At 66.5% G+C, this 26221-nt stretch carries 16 protein-coding genes; 6 read left to right on the top strand and 10 right to left on the bottom strand.

The annotated features are described in order from the left end of the window. Positions 1-16 precede the first annotated feature (16 nt). Together M9921_05710 and M9921_05705 are read right to left on the bottom strand one after the other, a co-directional pair. Positions 17-4156, bottom strand: coding sequence for a hypothetical protein (locus M9921_05710; protein ID MCO5296337.1), 4140 nt, complete (start codon positions 4154-4156; stop codon positions 17-19). Further along, positions 4153-8877: a hypothetical protein gene (locus M9921_05705; GenBank protein ID MCO5296336.1), complete on the bottom strand. Its 4725-nt coding sequence runs from the start codon at positions 8875-8877 to the stop codon at positions 4153-4155. Before M9921_05705 ends, M9921_05710 begins: the two co-directional genes overlap by 4 nt. Positions 8878-8998: 121 nt before the next feature. Here M9921_05705 and M9921_05700 point away from each other — a divergent pair, with 121 nt between their 5' ends. Then, a complete protein-coding gene (locus tag M9921_05700; GenBank protein MCO5296335.1) occupies positions 8999-11479 on the top strand; it encodes a hypothetical protein in 2481 nt (826 codons plus the stop codon). A 99-nt stretch (positions 11480-11578) separates the two neighbouring features. After that, positions 11579-11791 (top strand): hypothetical protein, encoded by a 213-nt coding sequence (locus M9921_05695; protein ID MCO5296334.1) that lies wholly within the window; start codon positions 11579-11581, stop codon positions 11789-11791. Positions 11792-11799: 8 nt separating this feature from the next. Here the strand turns inward: M9921_05695 and M9921_05690 are convergent, their stop codons facing one another. Further along, positions 11800-12318, bottom strand: a complete 519-nt coding sequence (locus tag M9921_05690) for a transposase (protein ID MCO5296333.1) — start codon at positions 12316-12318, stop codon at positions 11800-11802. 52 nt (positions 12319-12370) lie between these two features. Here M9921_05690 and M9921_05685 point away from each other — a divergent pair, with 52 nt between their 5' ends. Continuing rightward, complete coding sequence (locus M9921_05685) at positions 12371-13891, top strand: sugar ABC transporter substrate-binding protein (protein MCO5296332.1); 1521 nt, start codon at positions 12371-12373, stop codon at positions 13889-13891. Between the two features lie 61 nt (positions 13892-13952). On the opposite strand, the gene M9921_05680 is transcribed toward M9921_05685, so the two are convergent. The 4 genes from M9921_05680 to M9921_05665 all read right to left on the bottom strand — a co-directional run bounded on the left by M9921_05680 (position 13953) and on the right by M9921_05665 (position 17150). Next, on the bottom strand, positions 13953-14348 hold the full coding sequence (locus M9921_05680; protein ID MCO5296331.1) for a hypothetical protein: 396 nt from the start codon (positions 14346-14348) through the stop codon (positions 13953-13955). A 220-nt stretch (positions 14349-14568) separates the two neighbouring features. Further along, positions 14569-14904, bottom strand: a complete 336-nt coding sequence (locus M9921_05675; protein MCO5296330.1) for a hypothetical protein — start codon at positions 14902-14904, stop codon at positions 14569-14571. A gap of 406 nt (positions 14905-15310) precedes the next feature. After that, positions 15311-16630, bottom strand: coding sequence for an MbcA/ParS/Xre antitoxin family protein (locus M9921_05670; GenBank protein MCO5296329.1), 1320 nt, complete (start codon positions 16628-16630; stop codon positions 15311-15313). Positions 16631-16838: 208 nt separating this feature from the next. Further along, on the bottom strand, positions 16839-17150 hold the full coding sequence (locus M9921_05665; protein ID MCO5296328.1) for a hypothetical protein: 312 nt from the start codon (positions 17148-17150) through the stop codon (positions 16839-16841). A gap of 359 nt (positions 17151-17509) precedes the next feature. Here M9921_05665 and M9921_05660 point away from each other — a divergent pair, with 359 nt between their 5' ends. From M9921_05660 to M9921_05650, 3 genes are all read left to right on the top strand, one after another. Further along, positions 17510-18400: a sugar ABC transporter permease gene (locus M9921_05660; GenBank protein MCO5296327.1), complete on the top strand. Its 891-nt coding sequence runs from the start codon at positions 17510-17512 to the stop codon at positions 18398-18400. Between the two features lie 144 nt (positions 18401-18544). Continuing rightward, positions 18545-18922 (top strand): four helix bundle protein, encoded by a 378-nt coding sequence (locus M9921_05655; GenBank protein MCO5296326.1) that lies wholly within the window; start codon positions 18545-18547, stop codon positions 18920-18922. A 121-nt stretch (positions 18923-19043) separates the two neighbouring features. Next, positions 19044-19868 carry a carbohydrate ABC transporter permease gene (locus M9921_05650; protein MCO5296325.1) on the top strand — a complete coding sequence of 275 codons (825 nt, stop codon included), beginning with the start codon at positions 19044-19046 and terminating at the stop codon, positions 19866-19868. Positions 19869-19986: 118 nt separating this feature from the next. On the opposite strand, the gene M9921_05645 is transcribed toward M9921_05650, so the two are convergent. From M9921_05645 to M9921_05635, 3 genes are read right to left on the bottom strand one after another with little or no spacing between them, the layout of a single operon-like run. After that, positions 19987-21318 carry a TolC family protein gene (locus M9921_05645; GenBank protein ID MCO5296324.1) on the bottom strand — a complete coding sequence of 444 codons (1332 nt, stop codon included), beginning with the start codon at positions 21316-21318 and terminating at the stop codon, positions 19987-19989. Positions 21319-21335: 17 nt separating this feature from the next. Beyond that, positions 21336-24557, bottom strand: a complete 3222-nt coding sequence (locus M9921_05640; GenBank protein ID MCO5296323.1) for an efflux RND transporter permease subunit — start codon at positions 24555-24557, stop codon at positions 21336-21338. Then, a complete protein-coding gene (locus M9921_05635; GenBank protein ID MCO5296322.1) occupies positions 24554-26203 on the bottom strand; it encodes an efflux RND transporter periplasmic adaptor subunit in 1650 nt (549 codons plus the stop codon). The genes M9921_05640 and M9921_05635 overlap by 4 nt, the downstream gene beginning before the upstream one ends. Positions 26204-26221: the final 18 nt, after the last annotated feature.

Raw genomic sequence — 26221 nt, 5'->3', positions numbered from 1 at the left:
ATACCTCTCGGTCGACCTAGGCCAAGGGGATCACGTCCATGTACACCAAGCGGCCGCGCGTGGGGGGCGGGGCGGCGGTCGTCGGGGGCATCTCGATGACCGGCTCCGGGAAGTCGCTGAGATACACCTCGTACTCGCGCAGCACCAGTCGGTACTTCGCCGCACCTCTCTGACCGGGCAACGTGAACTCGCCGGGACCCTCCTGCACCGTCGGCCGGATCTGGGGGTTGATCACCCGTCCTTGATTGGGAGGCGGAACCGCCACACGACCCTGCCCGGCCTCGAGCGGCTGCTCCTCGACCCCTTCCTCCTCGGGAGGCGGACGGCCGATGATCACGCGGTTGAGCGCCGGGGTCAGCGGAATCGTCTTCTCCAGGTCCTTCCCGCCCACCACCACCGGACGCCAGCCCGTCTCCTCGTCCGTCACGGCCTTGCCGTCGTACGTTCCCGGGGACACTTCCACCGTCCCCACGATGACCCGGCCGGGAGGGCTCCCGTCCGCCGTGCCGACGCCGCTCACCACGACCTTGAACCGCGTGTCGGACAGGTACGTCACGGTCGCGGACCGATCCGGCGCGAGCTGCATGAAGTCGGCGACCGCCACGCGGCTCAACTCCAGACCCGGCACCGAGAACTCCTGGTAGCGCGCGAGCGCGAGCCGCACGAACGGCATGTACGCCGCGTTCCCCGCGTCGATCTGCACGTCCGCAAACCAAAGCTGGCGCTCCGCGTCGAACTGCACCGGCACCGAGACCGCTCCCACGTTCAACGCGGGGTTCTCCTCGAGCTTCAGGTACTTCCCGGCGGGCGCCGCCCCCGGGAAGTGGTTCGACAGCGGCCGCGCGTGCACGTTGCCGCTCTTGTTCGTCGGATCGGCGCCGAACAGCGTCACGTAGGGGTACTCCGCCGCGTTCGGCATGCCCGCGGGCGCCTTCGCACCCTCGTACGCCCCGGACGGCAGCACGATCGCCAGCCGCTCGCCGTTGCCCGACGAGAACCACGGCCGGCGCAGGTAGATGCGCAGCCCCCCGCCGTCGCGAATCGAGCGCTGGCCCGTCGGCACCGAAGGCCGCGACCAGCCGAACGTCGGCACGATGTACTCGATCAAAGGCACGTCCGGCCGCGCCGTGCTGACCGCGTCGAAGTTCAGCGTCCCCTTCACCGGCGCCGGCAGGTTGCGCCCCAGCACCGTCTTGGGAATGTCGCCCACCGTGTCCAGCGTGAACTCCGTGATCTGCGAGGGAAAGTAGTCGCGGAAGCGGCTGGCCGCGCGCAACGTGTAGGTGACGTTGTGGTACTTCGTGTCGCCGATCTCGTGCCGCTCCACGAACCGGTGCAGGAATTCATCGCGGTTGATGCCCACTTTGAACGCCGTCATGTCCACCTTGCGCTTCAGCGTCGTGCGGATGGGCTCCTCGATGAGGTCGAGCTCGTCCTCCCACTGGGCCATCGCCTCGACCTCGACCGTGCTCCACGCGTGGGTCACCATCGCGGTCTGCTCGTTGTCGCCGATGCGCACGGACGTGTCGCCCGGCGAACGGTAAGCCTTGAAGAACAGGATCTGGGCGGGCGCCTCCGGGATCTGGACCGCGTGAACCAGCGTCACCTCCCGGTAGGGCGTCATCAGCCACATGCGGCCCTGCAGGGCGGCGTCCTGGTGGGAGGCCTGGGTGGCCGGCGGCAGCCAGTTCCAAAGCCCCATCAGATTCAGCGCGCTCTGGTTCCCCAGCGAGGAACTGACGAGCGCCTTGACCACTTCGCCGGGCCGCAACCCAAGCGTGACGTTCCCTCCAGAGACCACCGGGGCGGGCGAGGCGGGACCCGGGTTCGAGACGATCTGCAGCGTGCCCGTCCCGATCTTCGGCCAACCCGCGCTGGGGAACTTCCCGAGTGCGAACTTCACGCCCGTCGGCGCGTTGGGGAACGGCAGCGGCGTGAACTGGACGCAGTAGCCGAACGAGAGCGGGTCCGGCAGATACGGCACGTCGCTCATCGAGCCCGTCACCTCGGGCGGCGCGGATTTGCCTTCGCGCGGCACGATGACGTTGGGATAGGCGGCGGGGTCCATCTTGCCGTTGGGCAGGTCGAACATGCCGTGCGTTTCCGAAAGCGAGACCGAGCCGTAAGGCGGGAACACCTCGCGGCGGCTGGGCCGAATCGTGGGATCGCCCTTGAACTTGCGGATGACGATCTGGTTCTCCGCCGCGCCCGCCGTGGTGTCCTTGACCGGATCGGCGTTCCCCGGGACCTTGTAGTTGACCAGTTGCGGGGAAAGCACCGGATCGAACCGGAGGTAGGGAGCCTCGGGCGTTTCGAACCCGGGTCCGCCCAGCGTCGGCGCGTTGGGTGGCAGGCTGTTGCCCGCCAGATCGACGGCGCGCGCGCGCATCTTGTACGTGTGCCCGAACCGCAAGGTCGGCAACGACCCCGGGGGCACCTGGAAGTTCATCGCGACCGGGAAGTTGGGATCGAGCTTGTTCGAGCCCTGGGTGGGCTTTCCGAGATCGTCCATCGCCTGGCCGGGGCGTTCGACCGCCAAGCTCCAACCGTGCCAGCTCCAAACCGCTTCGTGGACCTTCACCGGCCCCGTCGCGGGAGGATCGCCCGGCTTGCTCGGCGAAGAGGTCATCGCCGAGGACATCCACGCCTCGTCGAACGGCGCGCCGTTCTGCCCGGCCGCGGGCACTTGGATGCCCTTGAGGTTGTAGCCGCCAACCCTCCCCATCAGGGGCCGCCAAGCCCCTCGGTCGAACACGTCCACCCGGTATCCACGGACGACGTCGTCGTAATCGAACGCCTTGGTCGCGGGCGCCAGGTCGGCCTGCATCGCCATCGCCTTTTGGAACACGGCTTTGATCTTCTGCGCCCGCTCGTTCCGGTACAGCGAGATGCCGGTCGTGCGGAGGGCGGGAAGCGTGACCTTGCTGCGCCCGATCTCCGAGTTGTCGAGATCGAGCGTCTCGGTTCCGGGCAGGAGCTGCTGCTTGCGGGGCGGATTCGTGGGCTCCACCTGCTTTCGCACCTGCAGCGCGTTGCGCATGTTCTGCACGAAGTCCATCAGCTTCAGCGCGCCGGAATCGATGTCGTACTGCGCGGTGAAGTAAGGCGCCCCGCCGATCTTCAGATACCCGACGCCCAGCTCGGAGCCGGCCTTGGGCTTGGGCAGGAACAGTTGGCCCGGCACGAACTGGTAGGCCGTCTTCGGCGTGCGGTCCACCGTGTCCGGGGCCTTGGTGTAGACGGGCTCCACGCGCACTTCGCCACTGGCGGGCAACCCCGCGGGCAGCGGCACCTCGAGATCGAACACGAATCCCAGCGCGCGCATGAGCGACGGGTGGTTGGCCACGAGCGACTGCGCGTCGTGGTAGTCGAAACTGGGTTCGGGCACGTTGACCGCCGCGTGGACCACGCCGTACTTCGGGTGGTTCTTGGTCGGGGCCATCGACTCGAAGAACCGCTTGCACTCGTAGGCCAGCAAACGCCAACCCGCCGGGGTGTTGGGAGGCGCGGCGCCGCCCGAGTTGCGATACGCCTTCAGCGCGGAGTCCATCTCCTTGCGCATGGAGTCGGCCTCGCGCTTCTCGGCCTCGGCCCACACGGCGGCGAACGAGCGCCGGTCGCCCTTCTTGATCCTCGCCGAGCCGAGGTTCACGTACTGCGTGGGCAGGAGCTGCGCCTCGGTGTAGGGCCGCCTTGGGCGCAGCGGATCGGCCCACGCGAGCGTCGTGTTGACGATCTGGTCGGCATCGATGCGATCGGTGGGGCTGAGGGTCGCGGCCCCCTGGTACGTGCCGCGCAGCAAGATGCCCAGGGCCGCGGCCGAGTACGACTGCATCTCGCGCTGAGCCATCCGCTGGAAGCGCTGGGGCGGATCGGTGGGCGCATTCCCGCGCACGGGTGTCGTGCCCGGAAACGCGGCGGCGTGCAGTTGCGCGTTGATCGCCGAAACCACGGTCGCGGGCACGGGAGGGCCTCCGCCGAAGCGGACGTTGAACTTGACGTTCTTGCCCGCCCATCCGAGGACGTCGGTGAACCCGCCCGCGCCCAGAGTCGTTGCGGGAGGACCGTACAAACGGTGCGAGACGAAGACCGACAGCTTCAGCGTGTTGCCGCTGACGGCGACGGGAAGGGCGGTCCAGATGGCTTCGAGCCTCATGCGAATGCTCCGGTGTAGATCGTTTCCCACTCAGACTTGCTGACGGCCTGAGTGAAAGTCATTTGCGATGCGCTGGCCTGCGGCAAGGCCTCGGGATCCATCGATGCGTAGAGCGGTTCCGGCGCGCTTCCGGACTTGCCGCCCGCGAACTGCTTCTGCACGGTCATCGAGACGTCGAAGCTGAAGAACAGCACCTCGATCTCCACGGTGACCGTCGCCGTGCCGAAGCACCGATCCGTGTCGAACTCGTACGTGAGCTCGAGATAGAACTCGATGCTGATCCGCACCAACCCCAGCACGCTGAGTTTGCCCACGAGCCGCACGTAGCCGGTGAGCGTGGACTTCTTCTGCTCGAGCTTGTAGTAGATGCCGGCCATCAGCGAGATGCTGCCGCTGGCCACGCCGATGTCGAGGGCGATCGCCGCGCCGAACTCGAAGGACGCTTCGAGCAGCTCCACGTCCTCCGGCCCAAGCTCGATGCCCATGAACCCGCCGCCGCCGATGCCCATGACCGTCAGGCGGAACGGGCTCTCCCGCTCGCAGAACGCGAACCGGACGCGCAGGGCCGAGCCGATGAGCGGCAACCGCACCTCGGCCAGCAGCGAGATGTTCATGATCGTGAGCACGCCGACGCCGATGGTCGGCACACCCAACTTGAACCCGACGCGGATGACCCCCGCCTGGAGGTCGAAGAACGGCTTGAACTCGAAGCCGTCGAGCCGCCGCGGCATCGGGTCCATGCTCGCGAGCAGGTAGGGGTCGGGCTCAATGCCGATCACGTCGCTGATCAAGTCCTGCAGCTTCTGCACGAACGTGAGCGGCCCCGTGAAGGTGGTCTTCGGGAAGTCCGGCTTGAGGGTGATCGCGGGGCTGCTGCCCGCTTTCGCCTCGAACTTCAGCTCGTCGAAGTCGAGGTAGATGAACGACATCACCGGGGCGATGCAGTCCACGCGGAACTTCTTGAAGCTGCCGACGAACGAGTAGTTGCTGTTCCCGCTCTTGAGTTCGACGCTTACGTCTCCCACGAGACTCAGCGCCGGGTTCGAAGCGCTCCACGGCGGGATGATCAGCAGCGGCTTGTCCGCCGGCCAACTGTTGACCACCGGATACCAGCGGAACTCGACCTTCGCCCGGATCGGCACGCCGTTGCCGTCCTTGTCGAACTTCACTTCGAGCCGGGGGCTCTTCAGGGTGTTGGGGTCGTTGGGGTCGCCCGGGGTGATCGGAATCGTGTCGGGAAGAAGCTTCCACAGACTCACCGCGCCCAGAATCTTGAGCGTGTCGGGCATGAAGTCCTCGGGGCGCGTGTTGCCCCCGAGCACCTGCTGCAACGCCCCGCCGACCGGCCCCTTGCCCTTGGTGAACGCGCTGATCTTCTGGTCGAGGTTGACCAGTCCGCCCGTCTTCGTCGTGTCGCTGCCGGCGGTGATCTCCTTTGCGGACGGCACTTCGAAGAACGCCTTGGCGGCGTTGGCCCCGCCGAAACCCGCCTGCTTGTACACCGTGGGGATCGCCACTTCGACGGGGCCGTTGTCCGCCCCCGCCATGTACTGCATCGCCTGGACCTTCACCTTCGCGGTGTGCAGGATGCACTGGAACTTTGCGAAGTCCTTCTGTCCGGTCTCTCCGATCCACTTGCCCTCGAAGAACAGCTCCTCGAGCGGGAACGCGGTGGACTCCTTGCCGGTGTCGTCCGGTGCGAACGCCGCCTTCTGGCCGTTGGTCTTGTGGCGGCGCGTCGGCTGGGCGTCCGGGCCGTTGACGTAGTGCAGGTGCGCGGCGTTGTAGTTGTTCTGGTACGTCTGCGCGGCGTTCGGGAGGTTGGGATCCACGCTGCGCACGAAGATCATCGGCATCGTCCACTCGACGGGGCGCCCCTCGACGTCCTCGCCGCGCATGTGGAACAGGAACGGCCCGCCCGACGTGCGCATCCAGAAAGCCGTGGTGCCCGGAATCGCGCCCGCGCTGATCGTGAGCGGGGGCGTTTCGAGCGTGAGGCATTCGAGCGTCCGGAATCCGAGTTCGCGTTGCTGGTTCGCGTTGTACGAAAGCTTAGGCACCCTAACGATCGCGTACACCTTCTTGCGGGTGAAGGCGATCACGGGCCCTTGGGGCGTCTGCTGGACTTTGCGTTCGCTGACGAAGACCAACGCGGCGGGGTGGCCCGTGGGATAGAGGTAGCCGCGCTTGACGACCTTGACGTAGTGGTCTCTGCCGAGGGTCGCCTTGTGCGCCCACGCCATGATGAACGAGTCCACGTACTTGCGCTGCTCGCGCTGCCAGACCTCGTCCCACGTGCCCTCGCCCTTCAGGTAGCCGCCGAGCGGGGTCAGCATCAGGCGCTCGACGGGGAACGGCCTGGAGTCCTTGGCGAGTTCGCGGTGGGTCATGTTGTCGACGAGTCCGACCCGGTCCTCGCGCAGCATCGCCTGGTTCATCTCGCCGGGCATGATGATCTCGCCCATGTCCGCGTCGTAGTCCACGGCATCCACGGCGCGCACGGTCGTGGGGCCTTCCTTCACCCCGTTGGCCTGCTGGACGCCGAGGCGCGTGTGCCACAGCTCCGCGCGGCCACCGGGAGCGAACACGTCGGCGCGGTGCGCCCAGCCGGACAGCTCGTTGGGCGAAAGGTAGAGCCGCGCGGGCATTTCGATGGCGGTGTAGTACGGCGAGCCGTCGATCGGCATCCGCGAGACGGGGATGAGCTTGAGAATGAGGGTGGGGTCGAGGTTGGGCGCGATCTGCCCCAGTTGGTCCTCGATCTTCTGGATGGTCCGCTGGTTCGGAAGGATGAGCCGGCGGTCCTGCGGCGGCGGCGTGGCGAGGCGGCGGTCCTGTCCGCGTCGGGCCAGCAGCCCGCCGATCGACGCGACGATGCCGGAGGTCTCGTCGGGGGGCGGCACGGCGCGGAGGTTGCCGGGAGGGGGCGTGGCGGACAGGCCGCCGATTTTCACCCGTTCCAGCGGGTTGATGAATCCCGGGTCGATCCTCAGCCGCGGGTTCGAGCCCAGCGGCGACACGGCCGTGGGGATGATGTTCGGCCTCAGCTTCGACCAGTCGAGCAGCCCGTTCTTGCCCTTGCCGTCCTCGCCGCTCAGGTTGAACACGATGTACGGCACCGTGGTCGGCACGAAGAACACGAGGCGCGTCGGACCCGATAGCCGCGAGGGAACAGGGCGGATGTCGCCCAGCACCGGGCCGCCTTGGTCGTTCTCCTCGAAGGTCCGCTCCGCGAGCGACTGCGAGGGGAAGTGGACGACGAGGTAGGCGGGCTTGCTCGCATTGGCCCGCACGAGGCGCGGAGCCCCCGAGCCGACCTGCAGCGAGAGGTTGATGAACTCGAACGAGAGCGCGAGCATGTCCTCGCGCCGCACGACGTCGATGCGGAACGGCAGGCGCAACAGGGCCTGCAGGAGCCCGGGCCGCATCTGCACGCGGCTGGGCGTCTGCGTGCGGGTGGGCACCTGTCGCGTGGGCGGCACTTGCCGCGTGGGCGGGGGAGTCTGGCGCTGCTGGGCCCCCACCTCGAACTCGAGCGGGACCAGCTCGCCTCCGCGCACGCCGACGATCGCGTCGTCGAAGCCTGCGGCGAACCGTCGCATGGAACCGTCGAACTCCAGTTGGGGCTGTCCGTCGGGTCCGATCTGGGCGAGGAGCCCGTCGGCGCCCGGTCCCAGCTCGAGACCGCATCCGCCGAGGTCGAGCCACGCGCCTTCCTTCGCCAGGTCCGCGGCCAGCACGTGGTGGTCGGCCTCGGCGCCCAGGAGTTTTGCGAACCGCGTCCGCACCAAGCCGAGGGCCAAGCCCGAGGCGGTGAGCGTGCAACCGCCGTTGCCGGAGACCAGGAGCCCTGCGCGCTTGCCGTGCAGCTCGAGGCGGAGGTCCTGGAGGTCGCCGATCGTTCCATCGATCGACCAGACGGCTTGGTCCCCCAGAGACACGGGCACGAGGCAATCCGCGCCTCCCGGCCCCGAGAGCACCGTGAAGGGAGCGTCCGCGCGCGAGACCATCGTCGGGGCGCCCTTGGGCATCGGGCTCAGGGCCAGTGCGGCGAGGGGCAGCGTCCGTCCGTCCGCGAGGACGCGAGTCGGAGCGTCGACGACGAAGCCGTTCTGGGGTTCGAAACGGAGGGTCCCTCCGCCCGCCACGACGATGATCGCCTGCGGGGCCAGCGGCTTCGCGCTGCCGCCCGTGAGGAGTTGGATCTCGCGTCGCGTGAGCGAGGCCTCCAGGGGCGCCTCGCCGCGGAGCCAGGCGGCAAACGGCGCCTCCGCGGCCCAGGTCGCGCCGGCGACGCCCGTGTCTTGGAAGCCGACGGACAGGACGGGGCCCGAGAGGCTCGGCCGGATCTCGGCCTCGAACGCGAGCTGGAAGGCCGTGCCGGGAAGCTTCGCTCCGGTGAGAGTCACGCGGGTCCGGCCGTCTTTTTCGTCGACGGTCAGGCGAGGCTTGCCTTCGAACAGGGCCGTGTCGATGGTCCAGCGGAGGTCGCCGCACCGGACGACCGCTTTGCGCAGCGTGTCGTCCGGCGCGAGCGTGCGCGCGACGCTGATCTTTCCGCCACCCTTCGCGGCTTGAGCGACGGCCGAGGCCCCCATCGCGGCGCCGGCGGCGCCGGCGAGAAACGCTCGTCGATCGAAACGGGCCTCAAGAAGCCCCGATGGGTGAAAACCTTTGACGAACGCGGATTCGATTCGAAGCGGCGTACCCCGCTTAGCCATGGCTCGCTCCTTTGCCACCTGGCAACTTCACCAGGTCGGTCTGCTTGCAGTTTCGGCCGAACGGGGTGGCTTTGTCAAGTCGGAGTTTCCCCGTCCCATTGGGGCCGTCATACTCCCACTCGTGGAGCGCAAATCGATCGCCTACACGTTCGCCAACCACATGCACTGGGTGGACATGGAGTGGCTCTGGGGGGCCCACGTGCTGCCGGGCTCGGTGCGCGACATGCTGGCCTGGTGCGAGGCCACGGGTGCGAAGGGGTGCGTGAACTTCGACGGCATCGGCTACGAAAAGCTGGCGGCCGAGGCGCCCGAGGCTTTGGCGGACTTGCGCCGCGCCGTGGCTTCGGGAACCGTGGAACCCGTGGGGTGCTCCTACGGGCAGCCGTACGGGCTGTTCCACGGCGGCGAGTCGAACGTGCGCCAGCGCATTTACGGCACCCGCACCGTACGGCGCCTCCTGGGCGTGTGGCCGCGGGCGTTCTGGGAGGAGGAGTTCGACTGGTTCCCGCAACTCCCGCAGATGCTGCGCGGCGTCGGGATGGAGTTCGCGTCCTTGTTCTTCCAGTGGACGTGGCACACGCCGGAGGTTCCGCGCGAAGAGGCGCCGGCCGTGTTGTGGGAAGCGCCCGACGGCTCGACCCTGGTCACCGCCACCCGCAACGCCCTGAATCTCCACCAGTGGCCCGAGGACATGGACGCCGCCCTCGACGCGATCGCCGAACAATCGGGAGTCGGGGGTCGGGACTCGGGACTCGGTCTTCCCCCGCTTATTCAGCAGTGGGTCGAACTCATGCCCTCGCCGGACTGGATGTGCCGCTCGGAGGTCCTGCTGCCCGCGATGCGCAGGTTGCTCGAAGACCCACGTTTGGATATTTCATTCGGGACCCTAACGGATTTTCTCTCCCGTCTCGATCCGGCCGGGCTGGAGACGCGCCGCTACGGGCCCGACCAGATGTGGCACGGGATGACGCTCGGCAAGAACGGCGACGTGATGCGGCGGCGAAGCCGGTCGGGCGAGGCCCTGCTGTTGACCGCCGAGGCGATGGCGACGGTGGCGGGGCGGTTGGGCCGGCCTTACGCACAGTGGGACGTGTATCCCACGTGGGAGTTGGAGGAGGCGTGGCGCGAACTGCTAAGCGCGCAGCACCACGACAACGACGAGTGCGAGGGCCTTTGCGGGCACGTCGGGGTGTTCTCGTACGAGCGGTCGGCCGCGCTGGCCGGGCACGTGCGCGACCGGACGCTCGCCCTGCTCGCGCGGCGGGTGCCGGGCCCCGATTACGGCTTGCTCGTGTTCAACCCGCTGGGGTGGGCGCGCGACGCGGCTTTGCGCCACCCGGTAACCGGCGAGCCGCTGGTGGTTCGCGGCGTACCGCCGATGGGCTGGAAATGCGCGGTCCCAGGCGAGTTGGAGAGCAAGGCGCGGGGATGGACGGGCGTGCAACCAGGCGAGCCAGGAGGCATGCGCTGCCAAGTCGGAGATCTTCGCGCCTCGATCGACCGACTCGGACGCCTCTCGGACGTGCGTTCGGAGCAGTGGCCCGAAGGGGTCCTTGCAAGCCCCGCGCTGGAGCTTGAAGGCTCTTGGGACGGCGTGCGGACGCGCCTCGACTCCGCCAACGCGGTGATCGATCCGTTCGTGGGGGACGCCGTCGTGCACCTGCACCACCCCTTGGGAGGGCGGGTCGAAGCGTGGGTGGCGCTGCCCTCCGACACGGCCTGCGTCGATGTGACGATCAAGGCGTTCGACCTGCCCAGGCCCGATCCGGGGATGAGCGCTGGGCTGTCGATGCGGCTCGCGCCCGCGTTCGGCAAGCCGAGGCTCGTGGTGGACCACCCCTACGGTTCCTCGGAGATCGAGGGCTCCTCGCACGGGGTCAAGAAATACCCCAAGGGCGATTGGATGACGTCGCCGCAGTGGTTCGAGACGATCGAAGACGCTTTTCACTGCTCCTCGTTTGTGGATCTGCTCGAGCGCGACGGCCCGCGCGGCGTGTTGGTGGTGCACGACGGCAGCCAACAGTGGTTCCGGGACGGCGACGGCGTGCGCGTCCTGCTGTGCGCGTACGACCCGTGGGACGAGGCGCACTTCGTGGGCACGTTCGAAGCCGCGTTCCGGCTCGTGCCTCACGCGGGCCTGTCGCCCGTGGAGCGGCGACGCCTTGCGCAGGAATTTCTGCGGCCGGTGGAGGCCGCGGCGACTTCGCCCGGCGGCGATGCGCCGCCCGAGTTCTCCCTGGTGCGGAGCGTGGGGGCCGGCATCACGGTCGAAGCCGTGTACCGCGAGGCCGAGGATTCCGGCCACCACGTGGAGGGCTACGCTGGCGCCAGCATCGGCTACCCGCTCGTGGCAAGGCTGGTCGAGTGGAACGGCTCCGCCACGGAGGCCGAGTTGACGTGGGGCGGCGAGGTCGCCGCCGCGTTCAAGACCCACCTCCTCGGCGGCGACGCCGAGCCGCTCCGCGGTGGAGGGGCCACCGTGCGCGTGCCGATGCGCGCCCACGAGATCGCCACGGTCTACGTCGACCTCGTGGAGGCCCGGAAGCAAACCCGCGACCTCGACGCCAAACGAGAGGTCTGGGCCACCGTCCACCGCCGGTAACTGTGAGAGCGTGGGAGTGCGCGCGCTTGCGCGACGCCCTGAACGCGCCGAACTCGTTCGGCGGACTCGCGGCAAGCCGACGCGTGGGAGTGCGCGCGCTTGCGCGACGCCCTGAACGAGCCGAACTTGTTCGGCGGACTCGCGGCAAGCCGACGCGTGGGAGTGCGCGCGCTTGCGCGACGCCCTGAACGCGCCGAACTCGTTCGGCGGACTCGCAGCGAGCCGCTCGGCAGCAGGGCGACGAGCAAGCTCGCGCACTCCCATACGTGGGCGGACGCGCGGCTCTTTGGGCCCCCGATGTTCACCCACTAGAAACCGTCTTAGATATTCACTCGTTCCCAACCCATATTCATCACGGTGTCGAAGAAGGAGCGGTCGCCGTTCAGCCAGAACCAGCGCGCTGAGCACCAACGATAGTCGACCGGGTCCCTCACAAGTCCATGCTTCACGGGGTTGTTGTGGACGTAGGCGAGTCGCGCGAGATAGGAGGTTTGGTAGGTGATGCGCGTGTCCCATGCGCGAAACCACACTCTTCGGCCAGTCTCCATGTGCATCTTGTTTAGGGCAATCGCCGTGCGCCCGTGAATCCGCTTCGTCAGTTCGGGGACCGCTCTTTCGTGGGAAGGAGAGTGGCCGATCAGGTGGTAGTGGTTGGCAAAGGCCGCCCACGCCTGCAATCTCCAACCCAGTTCGTCCGCAGTCGTGAGAAGCGTTTCGAGCAGAAGATCCAACTCCCGTGCGGCGCGAAACAAAGGCCGTTTGCCATAGGTTGCGGCCGTGATGATGTAAGTTCCCGGTTCGCCGACCGCCTTGCTGGGAGCGTGGGGCCAAGTCTTCATTCGATAAGGATATAGTATTTTCGACACCGATACCTAGTGCTATCGTCTGGGAGTGCGCGCGCTTGCGCGACGCCCTGAACGCGCCGAACTCGTTCGGCGGACTCGCGGCAAGCCGCTCGGGAACAGGGCGACGAGCAAGCTCGCGCACTCCCATGCCAGGGCGACGAGCAAGCTCGCGCACTCCCATGCCAGGGCGATGAGCAAGCTCGCGCACTCCCAGACCGGGGCGACGAGCACCTTGCGTGGGGGTGCGGCGCGCGGGCGGTGGTACAACGTCTCCATGCGGGCCCTGCTGGTGCTTCTCGCGCTCATCGCCCTCGCCGGGTGCGGGGCGCGCGATGACGACAAGGTCGTGCTGCGCATCGCGAACTGGAGCGGCGCGGGGGACGACAGCGAGTTCGAGCAGACGATCCAGCGCATCTACAAGCGGTTCGAAGAGGAGAACCCAGGCGTCGAGATCCGGGTCGAAGGCATCCCCGACGGCTACGTCTCGAAAGTGATCCTCTCGTTCGTGGCGGGCACCGAGCCCGACATCATGCTGCTCGATGCGTCCAGCGCGGCCGTGTTCGTCGACAACGGAGTGCTCACCGACCTCTCGCCTTTCATGGCCCAAGACCCCGAGTTCGACCTCGACGCCTTCTTCCCGAACGTCGTGGACATCGCCCGACGAGGCGACGCCGTGTACGCGGTCCCCAACGACTTCACCCCGATGGTGATGTACTACAACAAACGGCTGTTCGACGAAGCCGGCGTGCCGTATCCCCAGCCAGGTTGGACGTTTGCCGACTTCCGCCAAACAGCCAGAGCCCTGACCAAGAAGGACCAGTACGGCTTCGCGTTCGCCAACTGGATGCCGGGTTGGATCATGTGGCTGTGGAACAACGGCGGCGACGTGCTCTCGCCCGATGGAAAGCGCGCCGCGGGCTTTCTCGACTCGCCCGCCAACGTGGAGACGATCTCGTTCCTTCGCGATTTGATCACGGTGGACCGCTCGGCACCGTCGCTCAGCGAGGCGGCGGCGCTCGGGGTGGACCTGTTCGCCAACGGCCAGGCGGCCATGACCGTGAGCGGCCACTGGGCCCTTATCGGCTACGCGAACGCCCCGAAAGGGCCGGACGGCAAGCCGAAGCTGGTTTGGGACGACCTTGGCGTGGCCCCGATGCCCTTGACCTCGAAAGCCGAGTACCGGTGGGGGTCGTTCACCGAGGGCCACACGGTGATGTACGAATCCGGCTACGCCATCGGCAGGAACTCGAAGCACAAGGAGCTGGCGTGGAAGTTCCTCAAGTACTTCACCAGCTACCGCGTGCAGAGCGAGTACAACAAGAGCGGCATCGCCGTGTGCGCTTGCAAGGACGTGGCCGCGGAGCGCGCGAAGGACCCCCTCGAGGCGCAGTTCCTGCCCATCATTCCCACCGCCCGTCCCCCGTGGGGTGCGAAGGTCGAAGGCTACGAGATCGTCGAGAAGGTCGGCAAAAACGCCCTAGACTCGGTGCTGAACAACAACACCCCCGTACGCGAGGCCCTCGCCAAAGCCGCGATCCGGATCGACCAAGAGTTCGCGAAGCGATAAGCTCCTTGAAGTGGTTGGTAGGTCAGTGAGGGAGGCTCTTTCAAGATCCTGCTGGTCGGCCTCAATCACCCAGGTCGCACACCGCGACCGAGATCGTTCCAGGCACCTCCCGAACCTCCCACCCATCTTTATCCGAGAGCACAATCATCCCGTCCGCGAGAATCACCACGGTGTGCGGCAAGTTCCACTGGCAGAAGCCGAAGCCCTTGTCGTCCATCCAGCCGCCTTCCCCCTTGAGTTCTTCTTGCGCCTCCTGATGGACCGTTGCGTAGTCCCTCTTCAGGTAGTAGATTTCGGTGGCGTAGGGCTTGTGCTGCGGATCGGTTTGCGGCGGCGTTCCGTAGTTTCCCTTTGACACATACCCGCGAAGGAACGCATAGGGGGTGGATCGTGTCCGCCCGACGAGCACAAACACAGTCACCACCAGCACCAGCCCAAGCACGGCCAGGAGAATCACTCCTCCTTTGGGTGGCCCCGATTGATCTGTCTTGACCATGGCATCACTATGATACGGCTCCTCGCTGTTTCAAGTGGGTGCGAATCCGACGGTTTGTCATCGAGCAGGTAGCCCATCGCGATGAGATACTGGGGCGTTAGGTGGCCACGGCGTATCGCAGATTGCAGCGTTCGGCTTGCCCGGCCACCGCTGGGGATCGAGCGTGCCTGGGAGGAACTTGCTATCCTCCTTGTGAGCGTGATACCAATGCTTGCAAAAGGTCGTTGAGCCGCCTTATCTCGGCCAGCAGCGCATCTTGGAACTCGCGTCGCTCGGATCTGTCGCGGTCGGCATCATCGTAGATGCGTTGGAGCGACTCTTTGTGCGCCCGGTCGATCGCCTCCAGGCCAAACGATTTCTTGCCTTCACCCTCTGCGTTTCCTGAGCCAAATGGCAGCGAACCAAGAAACTTGGAGCGCATCTCCTCCCTCTGAGCCACTTGCTCCCGCATCATGTCGTTGCGGGTTCGCAGTTCCGCGGCGATCTCACCCAATACGTTTCGTAGCTCCTCGTCCATTTATGCCTCCGCAAAACTGGTACGGGATCAGTATGCAGATGCTGAAACTGCATTGGCAATGCTGGTTCTCCCAACGCACGACCCGTCACAGGCATGGTGCCCACCTTTTCGCAGATGGAAGCCGAGGCGGGGGCGAAGTGGCTTCGGGAGTTCATCGGCAGGAGGGCGCACCGCAAGGTCCGGGTCCAACCCGTGCTGATCTACCCCAACTGGTACGTCGAAGGAAACTTCGCTTGGAAAGAAGGTCTGGGTCGAGAACGACAAAGGATTTCTGAATCTTGTCGAGCGAGAGCGAGAGAAGCTCTCCGCCGATGATGTTGTCTGCATCGCCGATGTGCTGGGAGAGTACGTGCGCGGTACCGCTCGCGGATCGGCTTGACGAAAGCCAACCCCGGACCCACCCGCCTCATCTGCGCAGATCCGCGATCCCAAGTTCCTCCCACAGCGGCAGGAAATCGAACGGCGGGTTGCCCGCTGGGATCGCGTGGATGCCCTGCTCGTGTTCAAGGTACTTGAGCCACGCGGCCACCCGCTCGCGACCCACCGCGGTCTTGACCAACTCGCGGGGCGACCGGTGGCCCAACATCGGAACAGGCTCGTCCAGTGTCCCTCGATAATGGCGCTCCATCAGCTCGGCAGTCGCCGCCTCGAGGACCTCCGGCTCCAGTAGCTCGTCCGACTCCAGGTCGGACGGCGCCGCGACGGCCATGATCTCCGCGATCGGACCCTCCCACCGGCGCTCCAGCTGCAACATCAACCCGAACAGGTCGCGAAAATGGGCCGTGCATTCGTCGGCGCGCTCCGCCGACATGCTCGCCACGAAGAGGCGGTCACCGTCGAGTTTGACGAAGGCCCTGATGACCGCAGGGCTCTCCTCCTCCTCGAGCGTCCACAACCACGATCCGGGGAACGTCTTCACGAAGTCGGGTGCGGCGTCCAACACAGCCGCCACCGCCGAAGGCCCCTCTACGGTCGAGTACTCGAGCGCGGTGGGGCACATTGGATCCCCACCCGTCACCGTCAATCGAGGGGGCGCCGATCGCTCAAGGCGCGCACCGATCCAAAAGGCCGCCGCAAGAGCCGGCGCCGAACGCAGGGCCACGCGAAGCGCGCGGGCGCCCACACCCGGAGATTTGCGCAGCGCCTTGGGCATCTTCTTGACGTGCCTCGTCGCCATGTCGCGGACCAGCTCCTCGAACTCTTCGCGGTCGACGGACTCCATCAAGATCGTGCAACCCGACAAGTGCCCCTCCTCCCCCATGCGCACGATTCGGGCGAAGATCCAATCCCACTGCACCAGTGTCTGGGAGAGTTCCTCCTCGCGGATCGACTCCAACTCTCCGCTGCCAAATTGGTCGCGCAGCACGAGGTGGCTCTTCGGAACGACGTCCACCACTTCGTAAAGGCTTGGCACCGATCGGCCCAGCGCCCGGAGGTACTCCTTCTCGAGGGGAAGAAGGGCTTGCGTCTCCTCGAGGAACCCGTCGATCAGGAAACCGCTCTCGTACTCAATGGACACATACGACTCCAAGATCATTCCAAACACGGGGGCCAAGGCCCCCTCGCCCATGACGGTGGCGACGTCCTCAAAGTCCATGCCCGTCACTTCCTCGCACACCTCCATGAACTCCTGGGTGATCTCTTGGAAGGCCTGGAGATGTCCCCGCTCCGTGGCCCAGTCCAGAAAGGCATCGATTCCCGCGCGGATCGGATCGTCGTTGGACATGCTTCTATGGTCGCCGATTTCGACCGGCAATGGAAGAGGTGCCCAACTGCAACGGCGGGCACGATATGGCCACGCGCCAATGACCTGGTACCCACGGGGGCGAAACTCTAACAGGGTGCTCCGGGTCACCCCTTTGAACCCAGGGTCTCGCTGCGCTCAACCCTGCGCAACCGGCTGCGACCTCTTTGAGGTCGTTCTTCAGCCCCTGCTAAGGTTCGCTGTCGGCGAAGTTGCCGTCGTCGTACGACCGCTGGATCTCGTAGAGACGTTCGCACAAGTCGTCCAGCTCGCGCACGATCTTCTTGTTCTTCGTGTGGTTCGCCTCGGCGGCGATGTACCCGATCAGGTCCTCCAGATCGTCGAGCGTGAACTTCCCCACCAATCCGTTGCCATCCGCTTCCGGCAGCAGGCGCATGGCGTACTCGGGTTCCGCCAACGTGTGGTCGAGCAGGAGCGTGCGATCCCGCTCGGTCATCGGCACGGGAACCTGGGTCTCGGGCGTGATTCTTGTTCGCTTCATCCCGTTCTCCTCCTCAACTACCCCGACGCCACGAATGCGAGCCGCTGACCCGCGCTCGGTGAACGCCATCGCCCTTACCCTCCTTCGCCATCGCCTCCGACATCGACGCCAAATCGACCATGGCGAGATGTTTACCTGCTTCAGCTCCCATCCGGAACGGGTGGTTTCCCCACCGGCCTGTGCAAATCCGGCGAGGCGATTTCTCAGGATGAGCACCCAAATGTCGCAGCCCCCGTCTGCGGATGGTACAACGCCGGATATGGGGCCGATTCGAACGCGGGCACTCCGTTCGCGCCCAGCGAGCGACTGCAGGGCCGAAGGTGCGGACCGCCGCCTGCGCACCCCAAGAGGAGCCTTCCGTGAGCGTTAGCCGTCGGCGCGAGGCTCGGCTCGGGTGGGTGTTCGTGGCGCCGGCGTTCGTGCACCTCCTGGTGTTCGCGCTGTTCCCGATGCTCTACGCGCTCTACATCAGCCTCTTCAAGTGGCAGCTGCTGCGCGAAAACCAGCTGTTCGTGGGGCTGCAGAACTACGCCATGGCGTTCGCGGAGTCGCCGTTCTGGAACGCGATGTGGAACTCGGCGCGGTTCACCCTCGCCGCGGTTCCTCTCGGCATGATCGTCGCGCTTGCGGTCGCGATCCTCGTGAACCAGAAGCTGCGTGGGGTCACGGTGTTCCGCACGCTCTTCTACATCCCTTCCATCGCCTCCGGAGTCGCGATCGCGATGCTCTGGATCTATGTGTATCTTCCGGAGACCGGCATGATCAACACGATCCTCGCGGCTTTCGGAGTGAAGAGCATCGACTTCCTCAACCGCGCGGAGTGGGCGATGTGGGCGCTCGTGTTCATGTCGGTCTGGACCGGCCTCGGCCCCCGCATGGTGCTGTTCCTGGCGGGGCTGCTCAGCATCCCGCAAACCCTCTACGAGGCCGCCGAGCTCGACGGCGCCTCCAAACTCCGCACGCTCTGGTCGGTGACCCTCCCGATGCTCGTCCCCACCACCCTGTTCGTACTGGTCACGTCCACGATCGGCGCGCTGCAGATCTTCACGCCGGTGTACATGATGACGAAGGGGCAGCCCGAGGACACGACCGACGTCGTCGGCTACCACATCTACACCGAGGCGTGGGTGAACTTCAACGTCGGCCTGGCCTCCGCGAAGTCGTTCGTGCTGCTGGCCGTCGTGATCGCCATCTCGGTGATCCAGTTCCGCATGATGCGCGGGTCGATGAGGGGGTATAGCGCGACGTGAGGGGTGCGGTGGGCGGATTGGGGTGGGCGGTTTGCGGTTTGGGGTTGGCGGTTTGGGGTGGGCGGTTTGGGGTGGGCGGTTTGCGGTTTGCGGTTTGCGGTTTGCGGTGGGCGGTGGGCGGTTTGCGGTTGTGTAGAATATAGTATGAGTAGTTTTAGTACTGGCTACAAGCAGCTCACCGTCTGGCGGTCTGCGATGGACCTTGTTCAAGAGATCTACGCGGCCACATGGGATCTGCCGGAGAGCGAGAGGTTCGGGCTCTCCTCGCAGATCCGACGCGCCGCCGTCTCGATCCCAGCCAACATCGCCGAAGGGAACGGACGGGCCCACGCAAAGGAGTACGCCCAGTTTCTCAACGTTGCAATCGGAAGCCTCCGCGAATTGGAGACCCTGTGGATTCTCTGCCAAGAGCTTGGGTTCGTTCAGCAGTCACCACGCCTCGATGAATCTCTCGACAAGACCGCTCGGATGCTGACTCGACTGCGCGCATCCATCATCTCTCCAAGAATTGTCCCCTCCTGACCAACCGCAAGCCTCAAACCCCAAACCGCTCACCGCAAACCCCAAACCGCAAACCCCAAACCCCAAACCGCAAACCCCAAACCCCACACCGCAAACCGCAAACCGCTCACCGCAAACCGCCATGAAAGCCCTTCGCATCACCGCCTCGTATCTGCTGCTTCTCGCGCTGGCGGCCTTCCTCATGGCGCCGTTTGTGTGGATGGTGCTGGTCTCGCTGCATGAAAGCCGCCAGCCGATTCCGCCCCTCAACGAGATCGTGCCCGCAACGCCGCACTGGGAGAACTACCCGCTGGTGCTGTTCAAGCTGAACCTGCCGGTGGACCGATTCTTCTTCAACTCGGTGTTCGTGACGTTCACGGTGGTGGCCGCCCAGCTCCTGCTCACGTCCATGGCTGCCTACGGGTTCGCGCGGCTGCGATTTTGGGGACGGGAGGTCGTGTTCGCGCTCTTCCTGGGATCCCTGATGTTCTCGGGCCCCGTCACGCAGATTCCGGTGTACCTGCTGCTCCGCTCGCTGGGATGGCTGGACACGTACTACGCGCTGATCGTGCCGGGCATCAGCAGCGCGTTCTCCGTGTTCCTGCTGCGCCAGTTCTTCCTGCAGGTGCCGGCGGAACTGGACGAGGCCGCCAAGCTGGACGGTGCGGGCGAGTTCCGCATCTACTGGAAGGTGATCCTCCCGCTCTCGAAGGCCGCGCTGGCCACGGCCGGGGCCTTCACGTTCTTCGCGGTGTGGACCGACTTCTTCGGCCCCTTGATCTTCACGAACTCGACGGAGATGCGCACGCTCGAGGTGGGCCTTTCCGTGTTCAAGAACTCCTACGGAGGCTCGAACTGGCCACTCCAGATGACCGCCGCGGTGATCGTGATGGCGCCCTTGCTGGTCGCGTTTCTCTTCGCCCAGCGCTACTTCGTGAGGGGCATCATGCTCGGCGGCATCAAATAGATGTGGGAGTGCGCGAGCTTGCTCGTCGCCCTGCCCCCGAGCGGCTTGCCGCGATTCTCGGAGCCGGACAAGTCCGGCAGGGAACAAGGCGACGCGCAAGCGCGCGCACTCCCGCACGCTAGCCTACGGCGCGGTCGAGGCGTGCTTGGGCGATGCGCACGTCGCTCTCGGTTTGGGCCAGGGTCCGTTCGGCGGAGAACAGCAGGTTCTGCGCGTCGGTGACCTCCAAGAACTGGCCGATGCCGCCCTGGTAGCGCCCCTCGCTCACGCGCAGCAGTTCCCGCGCCATCTGCACCTGCGCCTGGGCCGTGGTCAACCGCCGAAGCGCCGTGTCCAGCACCACAAACGCCGCGCTCACGTCGCCGACGACGTCGTGCCGCACCTGCACCAGATCGGCAGCGACCGCGTCGAGCTGCGCCCGCGCCTCGCGCTCGCGGCCGCGGGCGAAGCCGCCGTCGAACGGGTTCCACGTCAGCGCCAAGCCCCAAGTCCCAGTCTGCGACTGGCCAAGGTCCGTCTCGCCTCGCCCGCTCACCGTGCCCACGGCCGACAGGCGCGGCGCGTTCACGCTCTTCGCGGCCGTCACCCCGTACTGCGCCGACCGTAAACGCGCCTCGGCCTGCAAAACCTCTGGGCGGTTCTGCAGGGCCCGCGCGACCAGCGCGTTCAGATCCACCTCGGGCGCAGGCAACGCGAGGGCCGATTCGTCGGGCGTCAGCGCGGTCCTCGGGTCCTCGCCCAAGAGATCGGCCAAGTCGATCTGACTCGTGAGCGCCGTCTGGCGCGCGTTCTCGAGGGCGAGCACCGAATCCGCATAGTTGGTCTTCGCGCGAAGGAAGTCGCCCGGCGCCCCGAGCCCCGAGTCCAAACGCGCCTCGGCGAGGTCGAGCTGCCGCTTGCGGTTCGCGACGTTGCGTTCGCTCACGCCGACCAGCGCGAGGTTCTGCGTCCAACCGTAGTAGGCGGTGCGCACCAGCAGGGTCACCCCCTGCTCCAGCGCGGCGAGGCCCTTCTTCGATGCCTCGAGGTCGGAGCGGCCCTGCGCGGCCAGGCTGCGGGTACGCTCGAAATCGTACAGGAGTTGCTGAAGCGTCACGGAGGCGGCGAGGTTCCCCTGGTCACCGCCCGCTCCCCGCAACTGGTCCGTGCGGTTCGCCGAACCCGACACCGAGAACGAGGGGTTCAACCCCGACCCCGCTTGCGCGGCGCGCCCGCTGGCCCCTTCGACGCCCGCTCGCGCGCTGATCAGGGCGGGGAGCTGCCGCAACGCCAACGCCACGGCCTCGTCCACCCCGAGCGTCTTGGCGACTCCGCCGGGCTGCATGGGAAGCACCAACGCGGGCGGCACGACGACGTCGGGGGTCTGCGGCTTGATCGGAGGGGTTTGGGCGAAGCCTTCCGCGGATGCGGCGACGAAGGCGGCGGCGAGCAGGGATCGGAGGTTCTTCATGGGTTCATTGGGGAACGCTAGGGCTCCTCGGGGCCTACGCCGGAACCCGCGAGCCGCTCGGCGGCCGAGACGCTCGGTTCGACAAGCGTCGGCCGCGCCACGTCGCGATCGATCTTCGTGAACCGGCGCGCGAGGTCGTCGAAGAACGTGTAGACGCTCGGCACGACGAACAGCGTGAGCATCGTGGAAGTGATCAAGCCACCCACCACCGCCGTGGCCAGCGGGGTGTACATCTCGGACCCGCTGCCCAGCCCGATGGCCAGCGGCAGCATGCCGAGCGACGCCGCGAGCGTGGTCATCAGAATCGGGCGCAAACGCGTGGGTCCCGCCGTGAGGATCGCCTCGTCGCGCGGCATGCCGCGCGCGCGCAACTGGTTCGTGTAATCCACCAACAAGATGCCGTTCTTCACGACGATCCCCACCAGCATCAGCAGCCCGATGAAGGCGGTCAGGCCGAACGCCCGATCCGTGAGGAACAGCGCCAGCACCAGCCCGATCGAGCAGAGCGGCACCGACGTGAGCACGACGAGCGGATAGATGAACGACTCGAACTGCGACGCGAGCAGCATGTAGATCAGCGCGATGGCGAGCAGCACCGCGAGCCCGAGGCCCGAGAACTCCTCCTTGCGCTTCAACTCCCTCTGCCCGAACGACCAGCGGTACCCTTCGGGCATCGTCACCGTCGACAGCGCCGACTCCACGTCCGCCTGCACTTCGCTTTCGGCGCGCTCGGCGATCCGCCCGCCGACCGAGATGTAGCGCTGTCGGTTGTTGCGGCTGATCTGGTTCGGCCCGACGCCCACCTCGGGCTTCGCGACCTGGCCCAGCAGCACCGGCTCGCCGCGCTTTTCCGAATTCACGACGGGCAGCCGCATCAGTTGCTCCGTGGTCCGCCGAAGCGCCTCCGGGACCTCCACGTAGATGGGGTATTGGTAGCCGTTCTCCTGATAGTAGGAGGAGAGTTGGCCGCTGGTGCTCGCGGACAGCGTGGCGGCGATGTCCGAGAAGGAGACCCCCAGGGTCTGCGCCTTGTCGCGGTCCACGCTCCAGTGCAGCTCCGGGCTCGCCTCCTGGACCGAAACGTCCACATTTTCGAGCCCGGGAATCCCGTCCATCGCGGCCCGCACCTGTTCGGCGACCTTGGGCAGCACCTGCAAGTCCGGACCGTAGATCTCGACCGACATCCCCGTGTTGTTGCCGCCGAGGATGTTCGCGACCACGTCGTAGGGGCTCACCTGCGCGCGCACTCCCGGGACCTTGCCGAGCTTGGCCTGCAGCCGCTTCACCACGTCCTCGGTCTTGGCGCTGCGGGCTGCTTTGAGCTTCACCGTGGCCGAACCCTCGTTCGACGAGCCGCCTCCTCCCGCGCCGCGCACGCTCACGCCCGTGCCGGCGCCGACGATGACCGTCTCCACATCCCGGTCCGCGATGAGGATCCCCTCGATCTCCTTCATCGTGCGCTTTGTCACACTCAAAGCCGTCCCGATCGGGAGTCGAACGCGCACCGAAAGGTCGCCGCTGTCCGTCTGCGGAAGCTGCTCGCGTCCCACCATCGGCCAGAGCATCAGCGCGAGGGCCACCGACCCCACGGCGATCCCGACGACGGCCACCCGCTTCCGGATCGCCCACTGCAGCCCGTTGCGGTAGCTGTGATCCAGCCTCTGAAGCCAGACGCCGATGCGGTCGAAGACGCGGGTGAGCGCGTTGGGCTTATGGCCGTGCGCCTCGCGCAGCTCGGGGTGCGCCTCCTCGATGACCTCCTCCTCGTGCACGAGGCGGGAGGCGAGCATCGGCACGACCGTCGTCGCGTCGAGCAGCGAGATCGCCAGCGAAAACACGACGACGAGGGCGAACTGGGTGAAGGTCTGCCCCGCCTGCCCCTTGATGAGCAGCAGCGGCATGAACACGATCATCACCGTGAACGTCGAGGCGAACACGGCGGACATGATCTCCTGCGCGCCGCTCACCGCGGCCTCCGCACGCCGCTTGCCGTCGCGTTCGATGTGCCGGTAGATGTTCTCGAGCACGACGATGGCGTCGTCGACGATCAGGCCGGTGGCAAGCGCCAGGCCGCTGAGGGAGATCGTGTTGATCGTGAAGCCGCAGAAGTAGAGCAGCGCGAAGGTCGAGATGATGGAGGTCGGGATCGAAAGGGCCACCACGAACGTGCTGCGCAAATTGCGCAAGAAGAACGTGATGATGAGGATCGCCAGCACCGCGCCGATGATCGCGGTCTCCTCCAGATCCGAGATGGAGCTCTCGATGAAGCGCGACTGGTCGTACGCGGCCTTGAACTTCAGATTCGGATAGCGCTGTTGAAGCTCGGCGACCTTCTCCTTGACGTTCTCGGCGGTGCTGACCGTGTTCGCGTCGCTCTGCTTGGTGATCGTGACGACCAGCGCGGGCTCGCCGTCCATGCTGGTGAACGAACGCGCCTCCTGGCTCGCATCGCGCACGTCGGCCACCTGGCTCAACGTGATGAGCCGGCCGTCGCGGTTCCCCAGCGGGACGTTCTTCAGGTCGTCGATCGACTGGAAGTAGCCGATCGCGCGGATGCCGTACTCGGTGTTCCCTTCGCGGGTGATGCCCGCCGGAAGGCTGATGTTCTCCTCCCTCAGGCGGCGCGACACGTCGGCGATCGAGAGGCGGAACGCCTGTAGCTTCGCGGGATCGACGTCCACCAGAATCGCCCGATCTTGACCCCCACCGACGTTGACCTGGGCGACGCCGCCTGCGGACTCCAAGATCGGGCTGACCTCGGTGTTCATCATGTCGCGCAGCTTCACGAGGTCGGGTTCGCCCGAAACCCCGTACATGAGGATCGGGAGCGTCGACGGGTCGAATTTGAAGACCGTGGGTTCGCTGAGCGTGGGATCGTTGGGGAACGCGCGTTTGGCGCGCTGCACGGCCTGCATCACGTCGATCGCCGCCGCGTCGATGTCCACTCCGTAATCGAACTGAACGCGCACGAAGGCGCTTCCGAGCGAGGAGTTCGAGCTGACCATGTCGAGGCCGGGCACGGTGGAAACGGCCTGTTCGATGGGGCGGGCGACCTGGGTCTCCATCTCCTCGGGCGAAGTGTTGGGCCAGCCCACCGAGACGGCCACGGTAGGAATCTGGACGCGCGGCAGCAGATCGATCGGAAGTCTGGTGAAGCAGACGAGGCCCAAAAGCACCAACGCAGCGATCCGCATCGTGACCGCGACGGGACGCGAAACGGAGAACTTCGCGATGTTCAAGGCCGTTGCCCCTGGGGACGTCCGCCCTGGCCCCCTGGGGCTCCCGGTCCGCCGCGAGGCTTCTCTTCGCCCGTGCTCACCTTTTGGCCGTCGCGCGCCGGGCGGTAGGCGAGGGTCACCACTTTCTCTCCCGGTTTCAGTCCGCTCGTGATCTCCACATGGCTGGCGTCCTCCGCCCCGACCGTCACCTTGCGGTCGTGGGCGACGCTTTCCGCGTCCACCACCGTGACCATCCGCTCGCCGGCGGGCGTCTTCCGCACGGCTTCGCGAGGCACGGCGACGGCGGCTTCGACGCGTTTGCTCACGATCGTCGCGCGCCCGTACATGCCGGGCCTGATCGCATGGTCCGGGTTCGGCACACGGATGCGGATGCCGAACTGGCGGCTCTGCAGGTCCGCCGAGGGATTGATGTTGGACAGGGTGCCCTCGACCTTGCGCCCCGGCATGGCGTCGAACGTGATCTCGACCCCTTGCCCCACGCGCACGTTCCCGCTCTGCTCGAGCGGCAGCGACGCGACGACGAAGAGCGTGTCGATGCTCTCGACGACGAGCACGGGCTGGGAGGGCGTGGCCAGCGAACCGGGGTCGCCGTTGCGCTGGGTCACCGAGCCGTCGATCGGGGAGGCGAGCACGGTTTGCGCCAACTGGGCGCGCACTTGCCGAAGCTGGGCCTCCGCCGCCTCGACGCTGGCCTTCAGGGCGGCGAGGTTCTGGCGGTACGCCGGGTCCTGCGCCTTGTTGGCGCTGGCGACGTCGAGGCCCGCGGACGCCTGGTCCACCTTGGCCTGCGCGGCGGCGATGTCGGACGTGCCCTTGCGGCGAACGATGGAGGCTTGGTTGGTGGCGACCTTCAGGTCCGACTGTGCGCTGGCGACGGCCGAAGTCGCTGCTTTGAGCTGGCCGCGCGAGACCTCCACGGTTTGCTTTTGGACCTCGACGGCGGTGCGGGCGTCGTCCACCTCCTGTGCGGCGATGAACCCTTGCTTGTAGAGGTTCTCGGTGCGGGTGAGGCGCGTCTGGGCGTTCGCAAGGCTCGCCAGCTCCCGGTCGAGCACGGCTTGCGCGTTGCCGGCTTGCGCCTTGGCCGACTGCAGCCGCGCCTCGGCTTGGGCGACGAGCGCATCGGCGGACGCGATCTGCGATTCGAGGTTGCTCTTGACCTGCTCAAAGTCCGCGCGGGCGCTGGTGAGGCCTGCGGTTTGGGTTCGGATCTGCCCTTGGACGCCGACTTCGGTGGGGTTCTGGTTGAGCTGCGCCTGTGCGAGGCGAGCCCGGGCTTGCGCCACGTTGGCTTCGTTTTGGAGCACCTGCGCCTGAATCTCGCTGGGGTCGATGCGCACGAGGACCTGGCCGACTTTCACCGAATCGCCTTCGCGCACCTGCAGGAACTCGATCCGACCGCTCACCTTGGGCGCGAGGGCCGCCTGCTGCACCGCTTCGGCCGTGCCCACCGCGTTCGTGCCCTCGACGATCGTCCGAGGGCCCGCGACCGCCAGTTCCACGGGTGGTGCGCCCCCTTGGCGGGCCTGCATCTGCTGGGTCTGTTCGCCCTCCGTTGCGCGCTTGTTGGCAAACCGCCAACCGACCAGGGCAGCAAGGATGACGATCGGCGCCCCGATCCACAGCGTCTTTTTGAATCGCGACATGAACGCTCTATTTTACGC

The organism is Fimbriimonadaceae bacterium (assembly GCA_023957775.1).
Lineage (GTDB): Bacteria > Armatimonadota > Fimbriimonadia > Fimbriimonadales > Fimbriimonadaceae > JAMLGR01.
The sequence above is the reverse complement of the archived record's forward strand: the minus strand, read 5'-3'. Positions and strand labels throughout refer to the sequence as shown.